Source organism: Flavobacterium rakeshii, assembly GCF_009741375.1.
Taxonomy (GTDB): Bacteria; Bacteroidota; Bacteroidia; order Flavobacteriales; family Flavobacteriaceae; genus Flavobacterium; species Flavobacterium rakeshii.
Genome location: NZ_WOWP01000053.1, coordinates 40,128 through 58,458, shown reverse-complemented (window position 1 = coordinate 58,458; position 18,331 = coordinate 40,128). Strand labels below are relative to the sequence as shown.

Below are 18,331 nucleotides of genomic sequence, written 5' to 3'. Positions count from 1 at the left end.
TAAAATAAGTTTAACATCTGTTCACTCTTATTTACGGATAATGAGATGCCTAAGGGCAGGATCTTCCGAGAGGCGTTGCATTTCTGAGGAAATAATCTGCTGTATGTCCTGCCTGACCTGATCGTAGTTCCGTTGTACCGTACTGCTGTCAATCCGGCGTACCGGAGCAATTTCCCTGTACGTTTCCTCTTCCCGGCGTAGGGCCTTATGATCGTTGATGATTTCCCCATGAAACGCTTTTAATCCGATCCTGCATTCGGGATCATCGGCTACCATTCCTACAAATTCCCCGGAGCTGAGTGCCGCAATCTTTGAGGCGGGTATGGCCTGCTCCAGCTGGCGAGAACGACTGACGGAGGTATCATTACGGTTAACAGACAGGCTTTGCCTGTCCTGCAGGATCTTCCCAAAACGTTCGGAGAGTTGTTTGGCAGTATCCCCGGTAACCTGCCCGGAGATAATATTCCCGGTAATATTCATAATCACCTCGGCCTGTTCCCGCCCGTAATCCTTACGCAACTGACTGTAATCCTGTATCCCCAGACAGGTGGCGACCCTGTTGCTGCGTGCCGTAGCGATAAGACTGTCCATATTGTTAAGATAGAGGGTAGGAAACTCATCGAAAATCAGGCTGCTTTTCTGCCTTCCCTTCTGATTGACCTGTTTTACCAGTCGTGAGACATATAGGGAAAGTACAGCTCCATAGGTTTGTATCTTCTGCGGGTTATTGCCCATACAGACAATCTTCGGCTCGTCCGGATTATTGATATCCAGTGAAAAATCATTACCCGAGAGCACATAATACAGCTGGGGGGAAGACAGCCTGGCCAAGGCTATCTTAGCGGATGCAATCTGTCCCTCGAGCTGTTCCATCACATCATTAAGATAGGCGTTGACAAAGGGATTGATCAGCACCTCTATTTCCTTTTCGCTGCGCAAAAGCGTAAAAAGACTGTCATAGTCTACCTGCATCAGTTCCATCACATGGGGCAGGGTACAGAATTCCCCGTCCCTGTAACGGCGCAGGTACCATATCACGGCGGTAAGAAAGTTGATGGGTGATTCCACAAAGAAATCCCCCTGTTTTCTGATCCACTCCCTGTTGAGCCCCATAAGGATGGTACGTGCCGATTCTGCGGCATCGGTAATATCGGTCATGGCGGAAGGTTCGAGGGGATTACAACGGTGCGAGCGGCTCAGGTCATCAAAATTGATGGTATAAAACCCGGCCGGAACTGGATACCTATCCTTATTTTTAAGCCAGGCATTATAGGCGATACGGGAAAGATCGTCAAATTTGAAATCATAAACGAACATGGTAAATCCCTTGGCAATATGCTGGGTAATGACATGACGTATCACAAAATAGGATTTACCTGCACCGGGTGTTCCCAGTACCATCAGGCTACGGAACGGATTAATGATATTGATCCAGCTCTTTCTGACCTTGTCCCTAAGGCGGTAGCGGGCCGGAAGGTTTATCGAATATTCGTTTTCCAAGAGCCGTTCCTCCTGCGGGAAGGTCTCATTAAGGCTGTTAAATACATCACCGCCCTCCAGACGGGCATGGATGATACGGGAGAGTTTCATTCCCCCGGAGAGCACCAGAAGAAACCCCGTAAAACTTATCCCGGAGTAGAGCAGGGTAGTGGTAACCCGTCCCAAACCGGTATACAGTATCCAAAAACTGAAAAAATACAGCACTATACCAAGGGTAAAATAACGTAGTGCCAGCGGACGATTCATCTTTTCATCCTTACGTCCCTTAGCCCCCAAAAGGGAAATCAGTAGTAAGCCCATTGCCATCAGTTTGGCCCTGTGAAAGGAATCAAAAAGTCCTGTATCGGCCAGGTTAGCCAGTATACGATCAGTTATTTCATGACATAACCCCCAGCTGGCATACACCCTGTAACACTCATAATAACAATGCAGTAACAGGAGTATCAGTCCCATCAGTCGGGTCATATCCAGTATTTTTCGAAACGCCTGTTCGTTCTCTCCTGTTCCCATACCTGTCACTAACTATTAAACACACTAATAATTCACTCTGACAAACGAAAGTAGGAGTATGGGCACAATCAGGCAATCATAGGAAAACTTCCCCTATGATTGTACAAATCACTAAAAATAAAGTCCGGGATGAACAACAAAAAAAACTCCAGTTCTCACTGAAGTTTTTCATACGTTTGGGATGATGAAGGATTTGGACTTTTAAGTTAAAATCCGGTTCATTGTTATGTTTTCTAATACTTGTTTTTTTGTTGAGCTAAGAGCTTTACTTGAATCTATGCAAAATCATTAATCTGCCCTACATACAAAATTTGATTGTAAAGAACGTCATAAATCTTATTCCAAGGATACAATTAATAATGTAAAAATTTAATTTTCTTAAATTCATTTTGTAAAATAAAAAAGTCCCACCGAAGCAGGACTAAAGATTTTCATCTACGGCATATAGCCTTATTGTGATAAGATTAAAGATTAGAAATTTTAATCATTCCAAATTTAGATCTTTTTTTTAACTTAACAAATAATGATGGTGTTAAAAACTCTGTATTTTATTTCTTACTTTTATTATTTTGATTAAATAAATATTATGGTAAGAATATTAGGATTGGATTTAGGGACTAACTCTATTGGCTGGGCGATAGTAGATAAAGAAGGAACCGATTTTTCCCTTGTGGATAAAGGAGTAAGAATATTTTCTGAAGGAGTAAAGTCTGAAAAAGGAATTGAAAGTTCTAAAGCAGCAGAACGAACTGCTTACAGGAGTGCCAGAAAAATTAAATTCAGAAGAAAGCTACGAAAATTTGAAACCTTAAAAGTACTTTCTAAAAATGGTATGTGTCCCCTATCAGTTGAGGAGGTAGAAGCCTGGCGTAAATCTAATTTTAAATCATATCCATTAAATCCGGAGTTTTTAAAATGGTTGAGTACCGATGATAATCATAATATTAATCCTTATGCTTTTAGAGATAGAGCTAGTAAACAAAAAGTTTCGCCTTATGAGTTGGGTAGAGCGTTATATCATATTGCTCAACGAAGAGGTTTTTTAAGTAACCGTTTAGACCAATCAGCTGACGGAATTATTGAACAACATGCACCAAATATTGAAAATAGAATTGAAGATGCTCAAACTACTGCCGATTTATTAATTGAGATTAAAGATTATTTTGAAGTATTAGATATTCTTGAAAAAAACTCTAAAGATTTAGACGAAGGAGAAAAGAAATTAAAATCACTATTTAATGCTCTTGAAAAGATTATTAGATCTAACGATTTTGAAAATGCTAAAATAGAATTAATTGGCAGGCTTAACAGAAAAGAAGATAAAGGAGCTGTAAAGCAAGAAATCGGGGATATTTCGCAAGCAATAAAAGATGGAGGTTTTACTACTTTAGGTCAATATTTTTGTAGCTTATATAACAAAAATAGGATTCGAAATCATTATACTGCGCGTGAAGAACATTATGTAAAGGAGTTTGAAATTATATGCAGCATCCAAGGGATACAGGGCATAGATGAAAATGAAAAATTAATTGAAAAACGTTACTCTGGTTTAGTAAAAGAATTGTATAGGGCAATATTTTTCCAACGCCCTTTAAAATCGCAAAAAGAACTAATAGGTAAATGTTCTTTAGAGAAAAGTAAAACACGCTGTGCTATTTCGCATCCTGATTTTGAGGAATACAGAATGTGGACTTATATAAACACGATTAAAATTAAAACACCTGAAGATGAGGATTTACGTTTTTTAACTTCGGAAGAAAAGCAAAAATTAATTCCTAAATTTTTAAGAAAAAAAGATCATTTTAATTTTGATGATTTAGCGAAGGAGCTAATGTTAAAGGGTGCTTCCTTTGATTTTTATAAATCACCATCTGTTAAATATGCAAATTATCTATTTAATTACAAAGCAAAAGATACAGTTTCAGGCTGTGTTGTTTCAGCTTCGCTAAAAAATATTTTTGGAGAAGATTGGAAGGTTAGAAGCTGGGCTTATCAAACTCAGAATAATAAAGGTGAAAAAGTTTCCCGAAATGTAGATTACAAAGATATTTGGCATTTACTTTCTGTTTCCACATCGGATGTCTATTTAGAAGAGTATGCGAAGGATAAACTTGGTTTAGATGAAAAACGTGCTAAGTTGTTTAGTAAAATAAGACTGAAAAAAGATTTTTCCAGTTTAAGTTTAAATGCCATTAATAAAATACTTCCGTATTTAAAACAAGGCTTGTTGTATTCTCATGCTGTTTTTATGGCTAATATTGAGAATATTGTAGATGAAAATATTTGGAGTAATCCTACAGAACGTATGTTTATTCAAAATGAAATTGCGAAGCTTATTGATACTAATACTTTCGAAAATAGTAAACTGGTAGTTGTAAATGAATTGATTAAAGGTTGTAAAGTTAGCAACTGTTATTATTCTAAGGAAGCTGAATCGATTTACAGGGAAGATTTAAAAAAGAAAGTAATTTCAACTTTTAAAAATAGTGATAGCCAGGAATCAATTGTAAACGAACTATTCCCCATTTTTATTGAGCAACTAAAGAAATACGAATACATCGAAATTAAACGTTTAGACGAGAAAGTAATTGAGTTTTTAAAGGGTAAAAATAAAGATGGAGAAATCTATTGCAGTAATCAAAACAGGTTAAAAAAGCTTTATCATCCCTCAGATATAGAGGTTTTTAAAAAGAAGATTATTAAGGATGAATTTAACAACGAAATCATTGTATTAGGTAGTCCGTTGATTTCATCAATTAAAAACCCTATGGCAATGCGTGCCTTGCATCAATTGCGAAAAGTTTTAAATGCCTTAATAATAGAAGGATTAGTCGATACAAAAACTAAAATCCATATTGAATTAGCTCGTGAATTGAATGATGCTAATAAGCGTAAAGCTATCCAGGATTTTCAGAATGAGAACAAAACGAAAAGAGATGATTTCAGAAAGGAAATTAAAGACCTGTATTTTGCGGAATGTAAAAAGGAAATTGAACCAACCGAAGATGATTTATTACGGTATCAATTATGGATTGAACAGGATAAAAAAGAAATTTATGAAGAAGGAAGAAACATCAGTATTTGTGACATTATTGGCGAAAACCCTAAATACGATATTGAACATACGATACCAAGAAGTATTTCACAGGACAATTCATTGATGAATAAAACCCTTTGTAGCCAGCGATTTAACAGGGATGTAAAGAAAAACAAAATGCCTGTTGAGCTATCTAACCACGAAGATGTTTTATTACGAATTGATCATTGGCGTAAAGAAGCGGAAAAATTAACATGGGAAATAGAGCAAATCGTAAAATCAACCAAAGCCGCAACTACTAAAGAAGCCAAAGATAAAAAAATACGAAGAAGACATTACCTAACATTAAAACGGGACTATTTGAAAGGAAAGTATGAGCGATTTATTTGGACTGAACCAAAGGTAGGTTTTAAAAACAGTCAAATTCCGGATACGGGAATTATAACGAAATATTCCCGTGCATATTTGAACTCTTATTTTACTAGGGTAGAAAGTGTAAAAGGTGGTATGGTCGCTGAATTTAGAAAAATTTGGGGATTACAGCCGTCTTACATTAAAGACAATAAAAAATATTATGAATCTAAAGACCGAAGTAAACATACACATCATGCTATAGATGCAATTACCATTGCCTGTATGACCAAAGACAAATATGATGTGTTGGCGAGTGCCTGGAGTTTAGAAGATGACACGGAAAAAGAAAATTACAAAGCTGTAAAGGAGTTGTTAGAAAAATCCAAACCCTGGAAAACTTTTACTGAAGATTTAAAAAAGTTGGAAGAAGAAATACTAGTATCACATCATATACCAAATGTTGTTAAAAAGCAGTCTAAGAAAATAATTAGAGTTAAAGGAAAAAAACAATACGTAGCCGAAACTGAGAAAGATTTTAAAGGAAAAACTATTCTAAAAAAAGACGTTAATGGTAATATAATTTACAAGGTTGATAAACAAGATAATCGTATTCCAAGATTTCAGCGAGGCGATACTGTTCGCGGATCTCTACATCAGGATAGTATTTATGGAGCAATTAAAAACCCTCTGAATCAAGAAGAAATTAAGTATGTTATTCGTAAAGACTTAGAAAGTATCAAAGCATCTGATGTTGAAAATATAGTTGATGAAGTAATAAAAGAAAAAGTTAAAGAAGCAATAAGAAATAAGGTTCTACTTATTTCATCTAATGCCCAACAAAAAAATAAAATAGCTGAGAACCAAAAAGTTTGGATGAATCAAGAAAAAGGAATAGCTATTAACAAAGTGCGACTATATGCTAATTCGGTTAAAAATCCACTAGAAATCAAAGAACATAGTCTATTATCAATATCAAAACATAGACATAAGCAAAAGATTTATGCCCAAAATGATGAGAATTTTGCAATAGCAATTTATGAGAATATTGATAAAAAAGGTAAAACAAAAAGGTCTTATGAAATGATCAATAATATTGATGCCGGCTCATATTTTAAATTAAGTAATGATAATAAAAACACTTATGATATTGTCACGAATCCACATGACAAAACCGGATTACCTCTAAAATATATTCTGAAAAAAGGTATGATGGTTTTGTTTTATAAAGATAGTCCTCAAGAAATTTTAGAACTTCCTACTGAAGATTTGTGCAATCGACTGTATAAGTTGTCAAAATTTGATGCACAAGGTAGACTAACTTTTAGAACTCATTTTGAAGCGAGGCAAGCTAGCGACTTAAAAGAAATCTATAACATTGATTTTGAAAATCCATTTGAGCAAATTAGATTACAAGTTAGTAAATTAAATATGTTAGTTGAAGGATATGAGTTTACATTGACCCCTTTTGGAAAAATAAATTTTCTTTAATTAGATGTTTTTGATGTACAACTTTTCATCTAGACATCTAACTGGAATGCGGTTTTGCTAAGCAGAAATCTTATAAAGATTAGAAAGCACGATATTCAAGCGGCAAAACAACTGACCAACCTAGTAGTTGTGGTTTGATTAAAGATTAGAAAGCACGATATTTATTTCATTAGCCGGCGCCATTGTATCTAGTTGTGGTTTGATTAAAGATTAGAAAGCACGATATTAAAATGTAAATGCAACGCAGTTTGCACAGGGTTGTGGTTTGATTAAAGATTAGAAAGCACGATATTGAACCAAATGAATTTCACAAATACGCAAAAGTTGTGGTTTGATTAAAGATTAGAAAGCACGATATTTACCTATGCCATCAATGTTAAGAAGTACCAGTTGTGGTTTGATTAAAGATTAGAAAGCACGATATTGTCGCAATCAGAACCTGTAATACTAGAAGTGTTGTGGTTTGATTAAAGATTAGAAAGCACGATATTCTTTCAAAAACTATGGCTGTATGATACAGGGTTGTGGTTTGATTAAAGATTAGAAAGCACGATATTCTGACCTTACAACTCCAGCAGGTCTATAAGGTTGTGGTTTGATTAAAGATTAGAAAGCACGATATTTTATGTGATACGCATCACAATAGTAAATCGGTTGTGGTTTGATTAAAGATTAGAAAGCACGATATTTTTCTTTCGGTGTGAGGCAGTATAATACTGGTTGTGGTTTGATTAAAGATTAGAAAGCACGATATTAAAAAGGCCTTATCTAAAAACTGGTATGTGGTTGTGGTTTGATTAAAGATTAGAAAGCACGATATTAAATTTCATTTGATTTTGTACCTCAGATATGTTGTGGTTTGATTAAAGATTAGAAAGCATGATATTATAGCCTTGCTTCGATGTCGGACTTCCCAGTTGTGGTTTGATTAAAGATTAGAAAGCACGATATTTTGATTACATTGCTGATAATTCATGCCCATGTTGTGGTTTGATTAAAGATTAGAAAGCACGATATTAATTTACCGCATGGCATAAAAGGATATGGGGTTGTGGTTTGATTAAAGATTAGAAAGCACGATATTTCCAAATAGTTTTTCTGTTGCCGGCCCTTAGTTGTGGTTTGATTAAAGATTAGAAAGCACGATATTTCATAGTCTCCACAAAAATCATTTGCAGGAGTTGTGGTTTGATTAAAGATTAGAAAGCACGATATTTGACGCCATAGTCCTTGTTGTTGAAGGAGAGTTGTGGTTTGATTAAAGATTAGAAAGCACGATATTCCTTGTAGCTTTGTCGCTTGCCGACAATATGTTGTGGTTTGATTAAAGATTAGAAAGCACGATATTCCAACAGGTATAGCTGCAAACAATATTCAGTTGTGGTTTGATTAAAGATTAGAAAGCACGATATTCTGCTGTAACTGCAGGTTTTGCCCCAGGTTGTTGTGGTTTGATTAAAGATTAGAAAGCACGATATTTTCTTCACGCAGCAAGGGCAAACGATGCAGTTGTGGTTTGATTAAAGATTAGAAAGCACGATATTAGTCGCCTTGTTGTCTGTTGATATACAATAATATACAATGCTATTTCGTGATAAAAAATGTTCCTTTTTTGGTAGATTAACCCAAGATTGGAGCATTTTTTGTTTTCTAAATATATTATATTATAGCGGTTGTTAGCATTGCTAAGCATAAGAGTTGATTAAAAAAGTTCCAATTGTGTTGGTTGGGGTTCTTTAGGCACTTCTGACTTACCCCAAAAATTCAGGATATTCCCGAACTGTTTATCTGTTATTCGTAGTACACTTACTTTTCCCAATGGAGGTAATAGTTTGTGAATTCTTTTTTCGTGTACATCAGCACTTTCACTACTGGCACAGTGACGCACATAGACGGAGTATTGCATCATAGAAAAACCATCTTTTAAAAGGCTATTTCTGAATCCGGATGCATTTTTTCGGTCTTTTTTAGTGTCTGTTGGTAAATCAAAAAATACAAATAACCACATAATTCTGTATCCATTTAGTTCCATAATTTAGGATATTTTATTTTTTTCCTGTCCCCAGTATAGCATTGCTGTAAAGAGCTAGCAGTTTTTTGTAATGCCACCATCAATGGACTTTTTTCTTCTTTAAAATAAACTGTACGAGTAAGGATTTGTAAGATCTCTGCTTTAATAGATGTATTTAGTTCCTGTTCTTCAAAGTTTTGCATAAGCTGATATATTTTTTCATCAACTATAGGTCGAAAGGGTTCCATTATATCGTCAGCCAAAGCAAAAGCATTGTATTTGCTTTTATGGTGAATACCCAGTGTATTCAATAAACCACTACCTGATAATGCTCTAGCTGTAGCAGCTCTTAGGATTGCATAACCATAATTTAAAAAATTATTTGGATAGTCTCCAAACCGTTCCCGTTTAAACTTTATTTCAAAAAAAGATTTCCAATATTGATTTGCCGCAACGCCCTCCATATTACTAGTGTCACCACTTAGAACTTTTGAGGCTAGAAATGGAAATGAATTTTTAGCACCAGTAATTCTTTCTAATAAAATTCCTTGATTATTTATTTTTTCCACAATTGTTTGTTGCCATAATTGCTTTTTAAGTGGTATACTTGCGTCAATTTGATTTTTGAAAATTTCTTGTTGAATATGGTGACTATTGAGATTTAGAAACATGCCATTTGGCAAATGATTGTTAGCGCAAATGATGACCGAAGTATTATTTTCTATCAATAAGTTCATCGCAGGAATACTTAAAAAGGTTTCAGTATTGTCAATGACAAGAAAACCAATATCCTCAATAGGAACAGTACTTTCTCTAATTTCTGATTTTAAAACTAGCTGTAAATTCTTTGTAGTAATAATCGTTTTGTTCTCAACTAATAGCGTTCTTTTTATCATAAGCGAATTAATTTAATATAAAGGTATTTTAAGTTTATTTAATAAAAATAAACATTATATCTATTCAATGTATTGATTATTAGTGTGATAAATATAATCTATAGATGTATTTATGTTTATAACTGAGCGAGATTCCCTTTTCATTATCTTCTCTTTAAATGTTTCTTTTTCCTCTTGAACTCTTTCGATACATAATCAAAATTATCCTCCACTTTCATCAACACACCCAAAAAACCAGTTAGTTCCTTTAATCCAATAGATGTGATATGCTCTCGTAGAATGTCACCTAATTCTTTTTGTGAGTAATCAATTTCTCTTACAATATTTTCCTGATTCAATATGCACCTATCCTGTAACCCCTTAGTGCTATACTCTTTCCCAATACTACTCCCATTAAAGACACTTTTTGTCTTGTGGTCAATAAATGTTATCCCATATATTAAACCTTCAGTATTCTGACGCAGGACTGTATCAACTCCTTCCTTTTGTAAATGTTTTACAAGCTGAGGAAGGATAATAATATTGCCATTTAGAAATGCTGAGTTAATCAAAGTTTTGATTCGGGACTTGTTCGGGTGTCTCTTAATCTCATTAACTGAAAATTTCGTCTCCAAGTTCTTCAGTGTCGGCCTGTCGTGAAACCTGCTGGCCTTTATGGGAACACCCACACGATTTCCTTTTTCATCGAGTGTATGGTATAATAATCCGTTATGTTTCGCAACCCTTGAATTTTCTGTTCCTTTATCCGCTTCAATATTGTAAAGTTTCAGCACAGCATTCAGTTCCGGCAGGCTGGTGTACTTGTAGTTGTTCACTACAAAATTCAGAACGTTCTCAATTGCTTTTTTGGTTTCAACTTTACCATACTGGACTCTTGCCGAAACTGGTTCCGGTTTGTATTCCTTTTTCTTTTGATTCTCCGCTTTTACAAGATTGAAAGCCTGCTCAATCTCCTTACGTGCCGGTTCCGATTTGTCCTTGCCAATATTGTGCATGGCAATCCGCTTTCCATCTTCCTGTACATTGATAGAAATTATATGAATATGCGGATGCCCTGCATCATGATGTTGGTAGATTAGGTAGGGCTGCTTTCCAAAGCCAATTTTATCCATATACCTCTCTGCTATATCCAATAGTTTTTCTTTTGGCAGGCTTACTTCACTCGGGTCGAAATTCAGGGAGATATGTATAGTATTGCGCTTCACATTTTCATTCAGCTTGCACTGCTTTTCAAGGCGGTTAAGTTTCATCGCATAAGTTAGCCTGTCGCCATCCACAGGATAATTCCACTGTCCAATACATTCAGCTTTGCCTTCCTTGATTTTGTTCTCATTGTAGTTCAGCATCGCCCTGATGGAATGGCCAGTCTTCATTATTGCAACCATTTTTCAGCCAGTTTTTGGAGTTGCTCTTTAACCTCTTCAATCTTGGAAAACAAAGTTTTCCTCTGGTTCTCAAAAAGTAAAAGCAATCCCTTTATTTCGGCGGCTTGTGAAGTCGCATTTACTCTTCTTACCAGCTGGTTAAAGTTACTGCCGATAGCATTCAGCTCTCGGTTCAGATAGCTCATTTGTACAATCGCTTCATCGGTTGAAGTATCTCTTGTGATTGTAGTAATCGGTTTGCTGAAAAGGCAATGCCTTACATACTCGCTTACACTGCGGCAGGTAGTGTTCTTCCAGCGGCTTTCAAGTGTGGTAAATTCCTTTTCGGTAAGGCGCACATAAATACGCCTCTTACGGTTGTTGTTTTCAGTCTCCATAATATCATCTTCATTGGTTCAACAGTTTTAAGACATAATATAATCCCCCGCCCCCGAGTTCCGAGGAATGGGCGGCAAGATGCCGTTGTCCGACAACGGGACATCTTGCCATTGCCGCAGACAAGGCAATCGAATATTATATTTCTGTAATAGGTTTTTATTCATCTTCAATGTGTTATACAGATTATAATAAGATTACAATGTCAATCGGAGGTGTAGGAGGAGAAGAACTTCCCGACTACTTTTCCGTTACTACCGTTACTAAATCCTGATGCTGAGCAGAAGGTTTTGGAACCGTAAATTTTAGACAGGTTTGATGGTGTTTTGTTGTGATCTGCTAAGATAATCCCTCTTATAGCCCAATTCCTATCCTAGGTAAATATTGATTAAGCTAAATAGCTAAAAGAGATTTAGTTTTGTCATGACTATAAGTAATAATTAAAACTGATTGCGTATGCTGACAACAAATGAAGTAGCCCAGGTGTTTGAAACTATTTTAAGCAGCCCGGGGATGAATGATGCGGTACGTATTGATATGCGTATTTCGAGAAAAAATGTCTTGTTGCTGACCCATGTTATCGAACAGCGGCTGATAAGTAAAGGTGAGACAAAAGATGTATTGCTGGCTTCGGTTTCTAATGATACCAGAGACGAACTGAAAGGTATTCTGGTCGATTTTTTGGAGAAAGCCGGACTTGTGGAACTAAGCGAAAAACTTCAGCAATTTTCACAATTGCCCCAAAAGCAATGATAATAAGTCAAGGATGCCTATAATGGCATCCTTTTTTTGTACAATTGTTTTCCACATGTAAAAGCTCGTTTTTATAATCTGTTGTAAGTGGGTAAGACTGTAATTTGGTTGCTATAAAAAACACCTGCCTTATGCGCTTTACAGATCTACTTAGTAAATATATTTTCTCTGTCATCAGTTATTTTTATATTCTTTTATTTAGTTACGCAGCAGTTAGTAAGCTTTTGGACTTTGAGAATTTCCGGATACAACTGGGACAGTCACCACTTGTTAGTGCTCACGCCGGAGTGCTTTCATTTGCAGTGCCAATTGCCGAGTTGCTGATTGCAGGAGGTCTAATTTTTAAGCATACACGTTTCATATCCTTTTTGATGGGCTACCTGCTCATGGTGATGTTCAGTTCTTATATCTATTTCATATTACATTACAGTTCTTTCGTACCCTGTTCCTGCGGAGGCATTCTTGAGAAAATGGGGTGGCAGGAACATCTGGCTTTCAATATTATTGTTACGCTGTTAGGAGGTATTGCCATAGTTACAGAAAGATACAGAAGAGTATCAGGTTTAAAAAATGTGAAATGGGGAATCTTACTATTGGTTTTAATTGTTCTGACTGCTTTTGGAATATTATCGGTAGGAATATTGTTCAGAAGTTCAGAATCACTGATTCACAAGCGAAATCCTTTTGTGCGCCAATTCATACCTTTTAGTGCCCATGAGCAAAACCGTGCTACACTTGACTTTAATTCCTATTATCTGGCAGGGGCAGACAGTCTGACAGTATACCTGGGAAACTATACAGCACCCCGCTACGTAACGGCATTAGACACTTCGCTGATTATAAGTACCTCCTTTCTAATAGATATACCGAAGGAGATATCCTTTCACCGATCTGCAAAACTCTCTGTTGTTCCTCCACAATTCTTTCTCATAGACGGGCATGAGCCAATAGTTTTACGAGGGCGTACTGCGAAATGGAAAATAGTGGAAAAGTACAGTCCCGATGTATTCTTTTCGAAGAGTGCTGTTTTGGATTCCGTACACCTGATGATCAGAACAAGAAATGAAGCAAATGGTGAAAGCGTATTGGCTAAATTGTCCCTGGAAGATAATGCTGTTACCTATTATCCTCATATACTGGAGCGACAGCTGGATGGTGTGTTTGATACTGACGGGGATCTTTTATATCAATCTGACTCAGGCACCCTTTTTTACCTTTACAGATACCGTAATCAATTTATAACAACTACTTCCGAAGTCACGACCAACAGGCATCATACGATAGATACCAATACCAGAGCCAAACTCACGTTTGCTACACTGGAAGAAAAGGGGCAGAAAAAGTTTGCCGTCCCTCCGCTAATTGTCAATAAATCTGTTGCCCTTTATAAAAATCTTGTTTTTGTGCTTTCCATGCAGCGAGGTCGTTTTCAATCACTTAAAATGTGGCGCGCGACCAGCACTATCGATGTTTATGACCGTGATACAGGGGTATACTATTCCAGTTTCTACTTATATCATATCGATCATACGTCCATTCGGGACTTTATGGTTAGGGAAGACAGGCTTTATGCTATTGCAGGATCCGCACTTGTGTCCTATAAACTGGAAGAGGCTATCACTAAACATTATCATTGACTACTTAAAATACTACAGTGCTGTATCAGGGAAAGCCGAAAACCTGAAATAGAGTAGGCCTTAACTTATAAATTTTAATATTATGAAAAAATTTGTAATGCCTCTGGCTACCTTTGCGTTAGCAATCGGAGGTGCTTTTCTGACCACATCAATGGGTAAAGCTCCTGAAAATATTAGTGTTGTTCAGGGATACATCCATACGGGTAATCCATTGCAGCCGTGTGAGCTTTCCATTGAATGTGAGACCACATCAGGAGACTTCTGTACTGTAGGTGCAGATAATACCCGAGTGTGGGGAATGGATGGGAATCAATGTCCTGTAGAGCTCTTTAAAATTCAGTAACGTCACTGTCTTATGTATTGGAAGCGCAGCCTCATCTCGGGGTTGCGCTATTTTTGAGGTACCTATCAAACCACTCCAGTATTCTCAAGGTCAGGTCTTTTCGGTTTTCATGTTTAAAGAGCGCATGACCTTCCCCCGGGTAGAGGAGGAGTGTATGGGGTTTCCCCAACCTTCGCAAAGCCAAATAAAATTCTACACTTTGCTGCCAATGCACCTGATAATCGTTATCTCCAGACCAGGATAAGAGAGGTGTGGTAAGTGCCTGAGCTGAGAATACAGGAGAATTAGCAATGTACCCCGTGATGTTCTGAAAGAGTCCTTGATCCATTCTCATCTGGTGATGTTCATAACGCCAGTAGTCCGGCACTTTATAATTGCCTATGGTTAGATATCCTCTTATAAAATCATTAATGGCCGAACCGGAAACTGCTGCCGCAAAGCGATTGGAGTGTGTTATGATATAATTGGTTTCATACCCCCCAAAGGAATGACCGATCAGACCTATAGAGCTCGTGTCGACTTTGGCAGTAGTTATTGCCTTATCTATTGCGGCCATCACACATTCCAATGCCGAAGGTCCAGGAGTACCGAGGGTATAACTAATATCAGGAAGCAGAACCAAATATCCGCTTGTGGTCAGCATGGTTATATTAAATCCACAGGCATCCAAAAGGGAAGGGTTTACATACTGCCGAAACCGATGAGACTGTTTTTCATAAATATGTACTACCATAGGATATTTTCGGTCAGGGTTATACCCGGCCGGATAATATAAGGCTCCCGATAATCGCTGATTCCCAACTGTGTATTCAATACGTTCGGAATGACCCCAAAGGTACTCGTGATGTTGCCTGTTAGTCTGTATCAGAGGCACAGGTTTCTTTTCCTGTCGTTTCAGCATGATTTCAGGAGGATAATTATAGTCTTCCCGCTGAAAGGCGATGGTCTTCCCGTTTTGTGATACCAGAAAGTCATGATAGTGAAATGACCCACTAGTGAGTTTCCTGTATTTTCCTTTATGGATTTCACCGAAGCCGGATTCGTTTCCAGTAGATGTGCTGATTGCTACATAGAAGGAAAGGTCATTACTTATTTCTCCTGTTGTTATTCCATCTGCATTGCCTTTTTTTCCGGTGACGGTAGCCGATTTAATGATTGTATAATGTACATTATTACTCGGGGGAGTAAGCCTTTCTAGGGATTTGCCGTGCAGGTCTGCTAACCAGATACCATCAGAAGTCGTCAGTACTATCTTATCATCGTTGATTACTTTATAGGGACTGTCATAAGGAAAGGCTTCTTCCTGCATATCATTGTTAGCCGCTGTCTGTAATCTTCCCTTAGTGATATTATAATGTTTGCTGTTAACGGGATCATAACTCCACCAGTCCCCATCACTGAAATAAAGAAAATAAGATGTTTTAGGCATTGCCATCAACTTCAGGGATGAACCTGAATGTTTTTTCAGTAACAGCTCTTTTTTTCCTGATGCCAGGTTCATGATAAAATAATCTGCCGGAGGCTGTAAGCGGGTCTGCGGTTCATAGGTTTTTGCGTTGAACAGTATTGCAAAATGACCGTCGCCGCTACAAAAATATTCAGGCAGTATGGAATCGGTCAGTTGAAGAACTTTATCGGAATTTGGATACCATATACATACCCTTTCCGGCGATTTGCGATAAGTATCACTGTTTTCCTTAGGATAGACCCATTTATCGGAAGTTTTCCATACCTGTACCGATGGCTGCGAAGCTTTTTTTTCCTTTAGTTCAGGCCTTTGTACCTTAAAGGCTATCGCTTTATCATCAGTGATTGAAACCGGTCCGTAAGCGAGTTGATATCCTTGTGGAAACCCGAAATATGATTCTGGTTTCAGGGTATGTCTTTTGTCCGATTTTATACTGTAGCAACAGAGGGTATGATTAGAGGAGCCTTCGTCTTTTTTCATATAAACAAAGGTTTCCGACTGGTCATCCCAGCTCATGGGAAGGAGCTCATCGCTGACATTTTCTTCATTAAGGACAATACTGTAATTATCAAGTCTTATGATTGCAAGAGTGTTTTTATGTTGTTCCTTAGCCGTTACAGCAATATATTCACCGGAAGGGGCGGTTAGCATTCCCGTCACTTTCTTTTGGTATCTTACAGTATTATTACTATCGATAACCAAAAGCTCCTTTTCTCCGGGAGAAATACTCTGTATTATTATCAAATTCCCCTCAGCGGTGAAACCATGCTGTATTATATTCTCATAGGTATATTTCGCTTCACTTTTCAGGTTGATTTTTGTTAGAATCCTGTTACGGTTCAGTGCCGTGAAAGTTGAATTATCTGAAAATTCTCCTGTAACGGCACCCGGAAGAGAGAACTTTTTTCCGTCTCTGACGGATTGTACAAAAAGTGTATCTTCTCCCGTTTCGTAAAATAGGGTATAGGCCATCCATTTTCCATCACTGGAGAGAGCTGTAAGGGAAGGTTTACTCCACCTGGCGTATGCTTCCCTGGTAAGTATTTTTCTTTGCGGTAGCACCTGCCCTGAAAGGGAGCAGGTAACAAGCAACAGGACAGATTTCAATAAACCCTTTCTTAGTATGTTTCTTATGATATTACAGTATTTCATCAGTAACCCGGATTTTGCGGCAACAGATTTGGATTGGCTAGTAATTCTGCTTCCGGTAACGGAAACAGACTATCGGTGCTATTCCAGCCCGGTTTTACACCGATAAGCTCCATATCAAGAATTCCGTATCGTTTTAAATCAAAAAAGCGCTGTCCCATTTCGGTAAAGAGCTCCACGCGTCGTTCTGCCAGTATGGCCTCTAACAGCGTTTCTACAGTTGTAGCTGTGCTCCCGGTCAGCCCGGCCCTCTCACGTACTTTGTTCAGGTCATCTGCCGCTCCGATCAAATCGCCCTGACGTACCCTCGCTTCTGCCCGTATCAGATACTGTTCGGCAAGTCGGAACATTATGGAATATTCCATGGAAGTAGCAGTTGTTGTCTTTTGTTGGTACTTATTGGGACGGTACCATACCTGGTTGTCACCGGTAACCTCAGTTACCCAATATTCCCGGCGAAGGTCGCCTTGCTCAAAAGCCCCTACAAATGCATTGCTTAGTGCCGTGAAGGGAGGTGGGGCTGTCTCAAAAATAAAGGTTGCTCCCTCATTTGTGTTCTTTCCGGCTGTAGCCGAAGCCAATTGCCATATGGTAGACGATGATTCCTTAAGGAAGACCTGATCCAATTGTGTCTCCCAAATCAGGTTTTGATTTCCAATTACAGCTGAGGCCATATCTGAAGCCTCTGCCCAAAGTCCTGAATAGAGGTATACCCTAGCCAAAAGTGCCTTGGCTACCACCTGATTTGGTATTACCTTTAAAGGGGTACTAAACTGTTGCGGCAGTAGCTCGATTGCCTGCAGCAGATCATTCACGAGTAAAGAATACAGATCATTTACTTCCGTTTTGGTAATGGTAGTGTTAATCTTGTAATCGGTTGAGGTGACATACGGTATAGCACCGTACAGATTGGCAAGATAGAAGTGCATCAGGGAACGTACTAAGAGTGCTTCACCGGTAAGCCTGTCCCTATCCTGTTGCGGAAGTGATTGTGATGTAGCCACACCTTCTATCACCGCGTTACAGGAGTAGATAATATTATAGGTACTGTTCCAGAGGCTGGACATATCCCGTGTGGTGGGTAAAAGTGCATTATTATAGAAGGGTATTGTAGAGGCAGATGCGGAACCATAAAAATCGAGCTCGTCGGCGTAATGACCCAATTGGTTGGACATCCCCGCCGGAAGACCTGTAAGTAATCCGCCATCGCGAAGTTTGCTGTATATTCCGGCCATCACCGCATTGGCTGTAGTCGTATTTTCGTATACCGATTCTCCCGCTAGCTGTGAGGCGGGAAGTTCCACTTCGTTAAAATCGGAACAGCTATTACAGGAAACCGTACCACAAGTCACAATAAGTATTATGCCCAGTTTCCTGAAAAGATCTTGAATAGTTTTATTATTAGTTATCGTTTTCATAAGTGTA

11 protein-coding genes and 1 CRISPR repeat array are annotated in these 18,331 nt (G+C 37.9%); of the genes, 4 read left to right on the top strand and 7 right to left on the bottom strand.

The window, feature by feature from the left end:
* Window positions 1-27 precede the first annotated feature (27 nt).
* The gene (gene mobC / locus GN157_RS12955; RefSeq protein ID WP_157483909.1) at window positions 28-2,010 is read right to left on the bottom strand and encodes a conjugal transfer protein MobC; all 1,983 of its coding nucleotides are present in this window, start codon (window positions 2,008-2,010) and stop codon (window positions 28-30) included.
* Window positions 2,011-2,596: 586 nt separating this feature from the next.
* Between mobC and cas9 the strand changes: the two genes are divergently transcribed.
* A complete protein-coding gene (gene cas9 / locus GN157_RS12950) occupies window positions 2,597-6,889 on the top strand; it encodes a type II CRISPR RNA-guided endonuclease Cas9 (RefSeq protein WP_157483907.1) in 4,293 nt (1,430 codons plus the stop codon).
* Window positions 6,890-7,015: 126 nt separating this feature from the next.
* Window positions 7,016-8,433: a CRISPR direct-repeat array (repeat unit 36 nt; unit sequence GTTGTGGTTTGATTAAAGATTAGAAAGCACGATATT).
* A gap of 158 nt (window positions 8,434-8,591) precedes the next feature.
* Here the strand turns inward: cas9 and cas2 are convergent.
* The 4 genes from cas2 to GN157_RS12930 all read right to left on the bottom strand — a co-directional run bounded on the left by cas2 (window position 8,592) and on the right by GN157_RS12930 (window position 11,558).
* Window positions 8,592-8,921: a CRISPR-associated endonuclease Cas2 gene (cas2, locus tag GN157_RS12945; RefSeq protein ID WP_157483905.1), complete on the bottom strand. Its 330-nt coding sequence runs from the start codon at window positions 8,919-8,921 to the stop codon at window positions 8,592-8,594.
* Window positions 8,912-9,796 (bottom strand): type II CRISPR-associated endonuclease Cas1, encoded by an 885-nt coding sequence (gene cas1, locus GN157_RS12940; protein WP_157483903.1) that lies wholly within the window; start codon window positions 9,794-9,796, stop codon window positions 8,912-8,914. The genes cas2 and cas1 overlap by 10 nt, the downstream gene beginning before the upstream one ends.
* 143 nt (window positions 9,797-9,939) lie before the next feature.
* Window positions 9,940-11,181, bottom strand: coding sequence for a relaxase/mobilization nuclease domain-containing protein (locus GN157_RS12935; protein WP_157483901.1), 1,242 nt, complete (start codon window positions 11,179-11,181; stop codon window positions 9,940-9,942).
* Window positions 11,169-11,558: a plasmid mobilization protein gene (locus GN157_RS12930; RefSeq protein WP_157483900.1), complete on the bottom strand. Its 390-nt coding sequence runs from the start codon at window positions 11,556-11,558 to the stop codon at window positions 11,169-11,171. Before GN157_RS12930 ends, GN157_RS12935 begins: the two co-directional genes overlap by 13 nt.
* A 454-nt stretch (window positions 11,559-12,012) precedes the next feature.
* Between GN157_RS12930 and GN157_RS12925 the strand changes: the two genes are divergently transcribed.
* From GN157_RS12925 to GN157_RS12915, 3 genes are all read left to right on the top strand, one after another.
* On the top strand, window positions 12,013-12,309 hold the full coding sequence (locus GN157_RS12925) for a hypothetical protein (protein ID WP_157483898.1): 297 nt from the start codon (window positions 12,013-12,015) through the stop codon (window positions 12,307-12,309).
* Window positions 12,310-12,440: 131 nt separating this feature from the next.
* The gene (locus GN157_RS12920; RefSeq protein WP_157483897.1) at window positions 12,441-13,946 is read left to right on the top strand and encodes a MauE/DoxX family redox-associated membrane protein; all 1,506 of its coding nucleotides are present in this window, start codon (window positions 12,441-12,443) and stop codon (window positions 13,944-13,946) included.
* 82 nt (window positions 13,947-14,028) lie between these two features.
* Complete coding sequence (locus GN157_RS12915) at window positions 14,029-14,289, top strand: DUF6520 family protein (RefSeq protein WP_157483896.1); 261 nt, start codon at window positions 14,029-14,031, stop codon at window positions 14,287-14,289.
* Between the two features lie 31 nt (window positions 14,290-14,320).
* Here the strand turns inward: GN157_RS12915 and GN157_RS12910 are convergent, their stop codons facing one another.
* Entirely contained in the window at window positions 14,321-16,909 is a 2,589-nt protein-coding gene (locus tag GN157_RS12910; RefSeq protein WP_157483894.1) for an alpha/beta hydrolase family protein, read from the bottom strand.
* Entirely contained in the window at window positions 16,909-18,324 is a 1,416-nt protein-coding gene (locus tag GN157_RS12905; RefSeq protein WP_157483892.1) for a RagB/SusD family nutrient uptake outer membrane protein, read from the bottom strand. The genes GN157_RS12910 and GN157_RS12905 overlap by 1 nt, the downstream gene beginning before the upstream one ends.
* Window positions 18,325-18,331: the final 7 nt, after the last annotated feature.

Coding starts and splice junctions, on each gene's coding strand:
- mobC (WP_157483909.1), bottom strand. CDS start 2,010: ATGGGAACAGGAGAGAACGAACAGGCGTTTCGAAAAATACTGGATATG.
- cas9 (WP_157483907.1), top strand. CDS start 2,597: ATGGTAAGAATATTAGGATTGGATTTAGGGACTAACTCTATTGGCTGG.
- cas2 (WP_157483905.1), bottom strand. CDS start 8,921: ATGGAACTAAATGGATACAGAATTATGTGGTTATTTGTATTTTTTGAT.
- cas1 (WP_157483903.1), bottom strand. CDS start 9,796: ATGATAAAAAGAACGCTATTAGTTGAGAACAAAACGATTATTACTACA.
- GN157_RS12935 (WP_157483901.1), bottom strand. CDS start 11,181: ATGGTTGCAATAATGAAGACTGGCCATTCCATCAGGGCGATGCTGAAC.
- GN157_RS12930 (WP_157483900.1), bottom strand. CDS start 11,558: ATGGAGACTGAAAACAACAACCGTAAGAGGCGTATTTATGTGCGCCTT.
- GN157_RS12925 (WP_157483898.1), top strand. CDS start 12,013: ATGCTGACAACAAATGAAGTAGCCCAGGTGTTTGAAACTATTTTAAGC.
- GN157_RS12920 (WP_157483897.1), top strand. CDS start 12,441: ATGCGCTTTACAGATCTACTTAGTAAATATATTTTCTCTGTCATCAGT.
- GN157_RS12915 (WP_157483896.1), top strand. CDS start 14,029: ATGAAAAAATTTGTAATGCCTCTGGCTACCTTTGCGTTAGCAATCGGA.
- GN157_RS12910 (WP_157483894.1), bottom strand. CDS start 16,909: ATGAAATACTGTAATATCATAAGAAACATACTAAGAAAGGGTTTATTG.
- GN157_RS12905 (WP_157483892.1), bottom strand. CDS start 18,324: ATGAAAACGATAACTAATAATAAAACTATTCAAGATCTTTTCAGGAAA.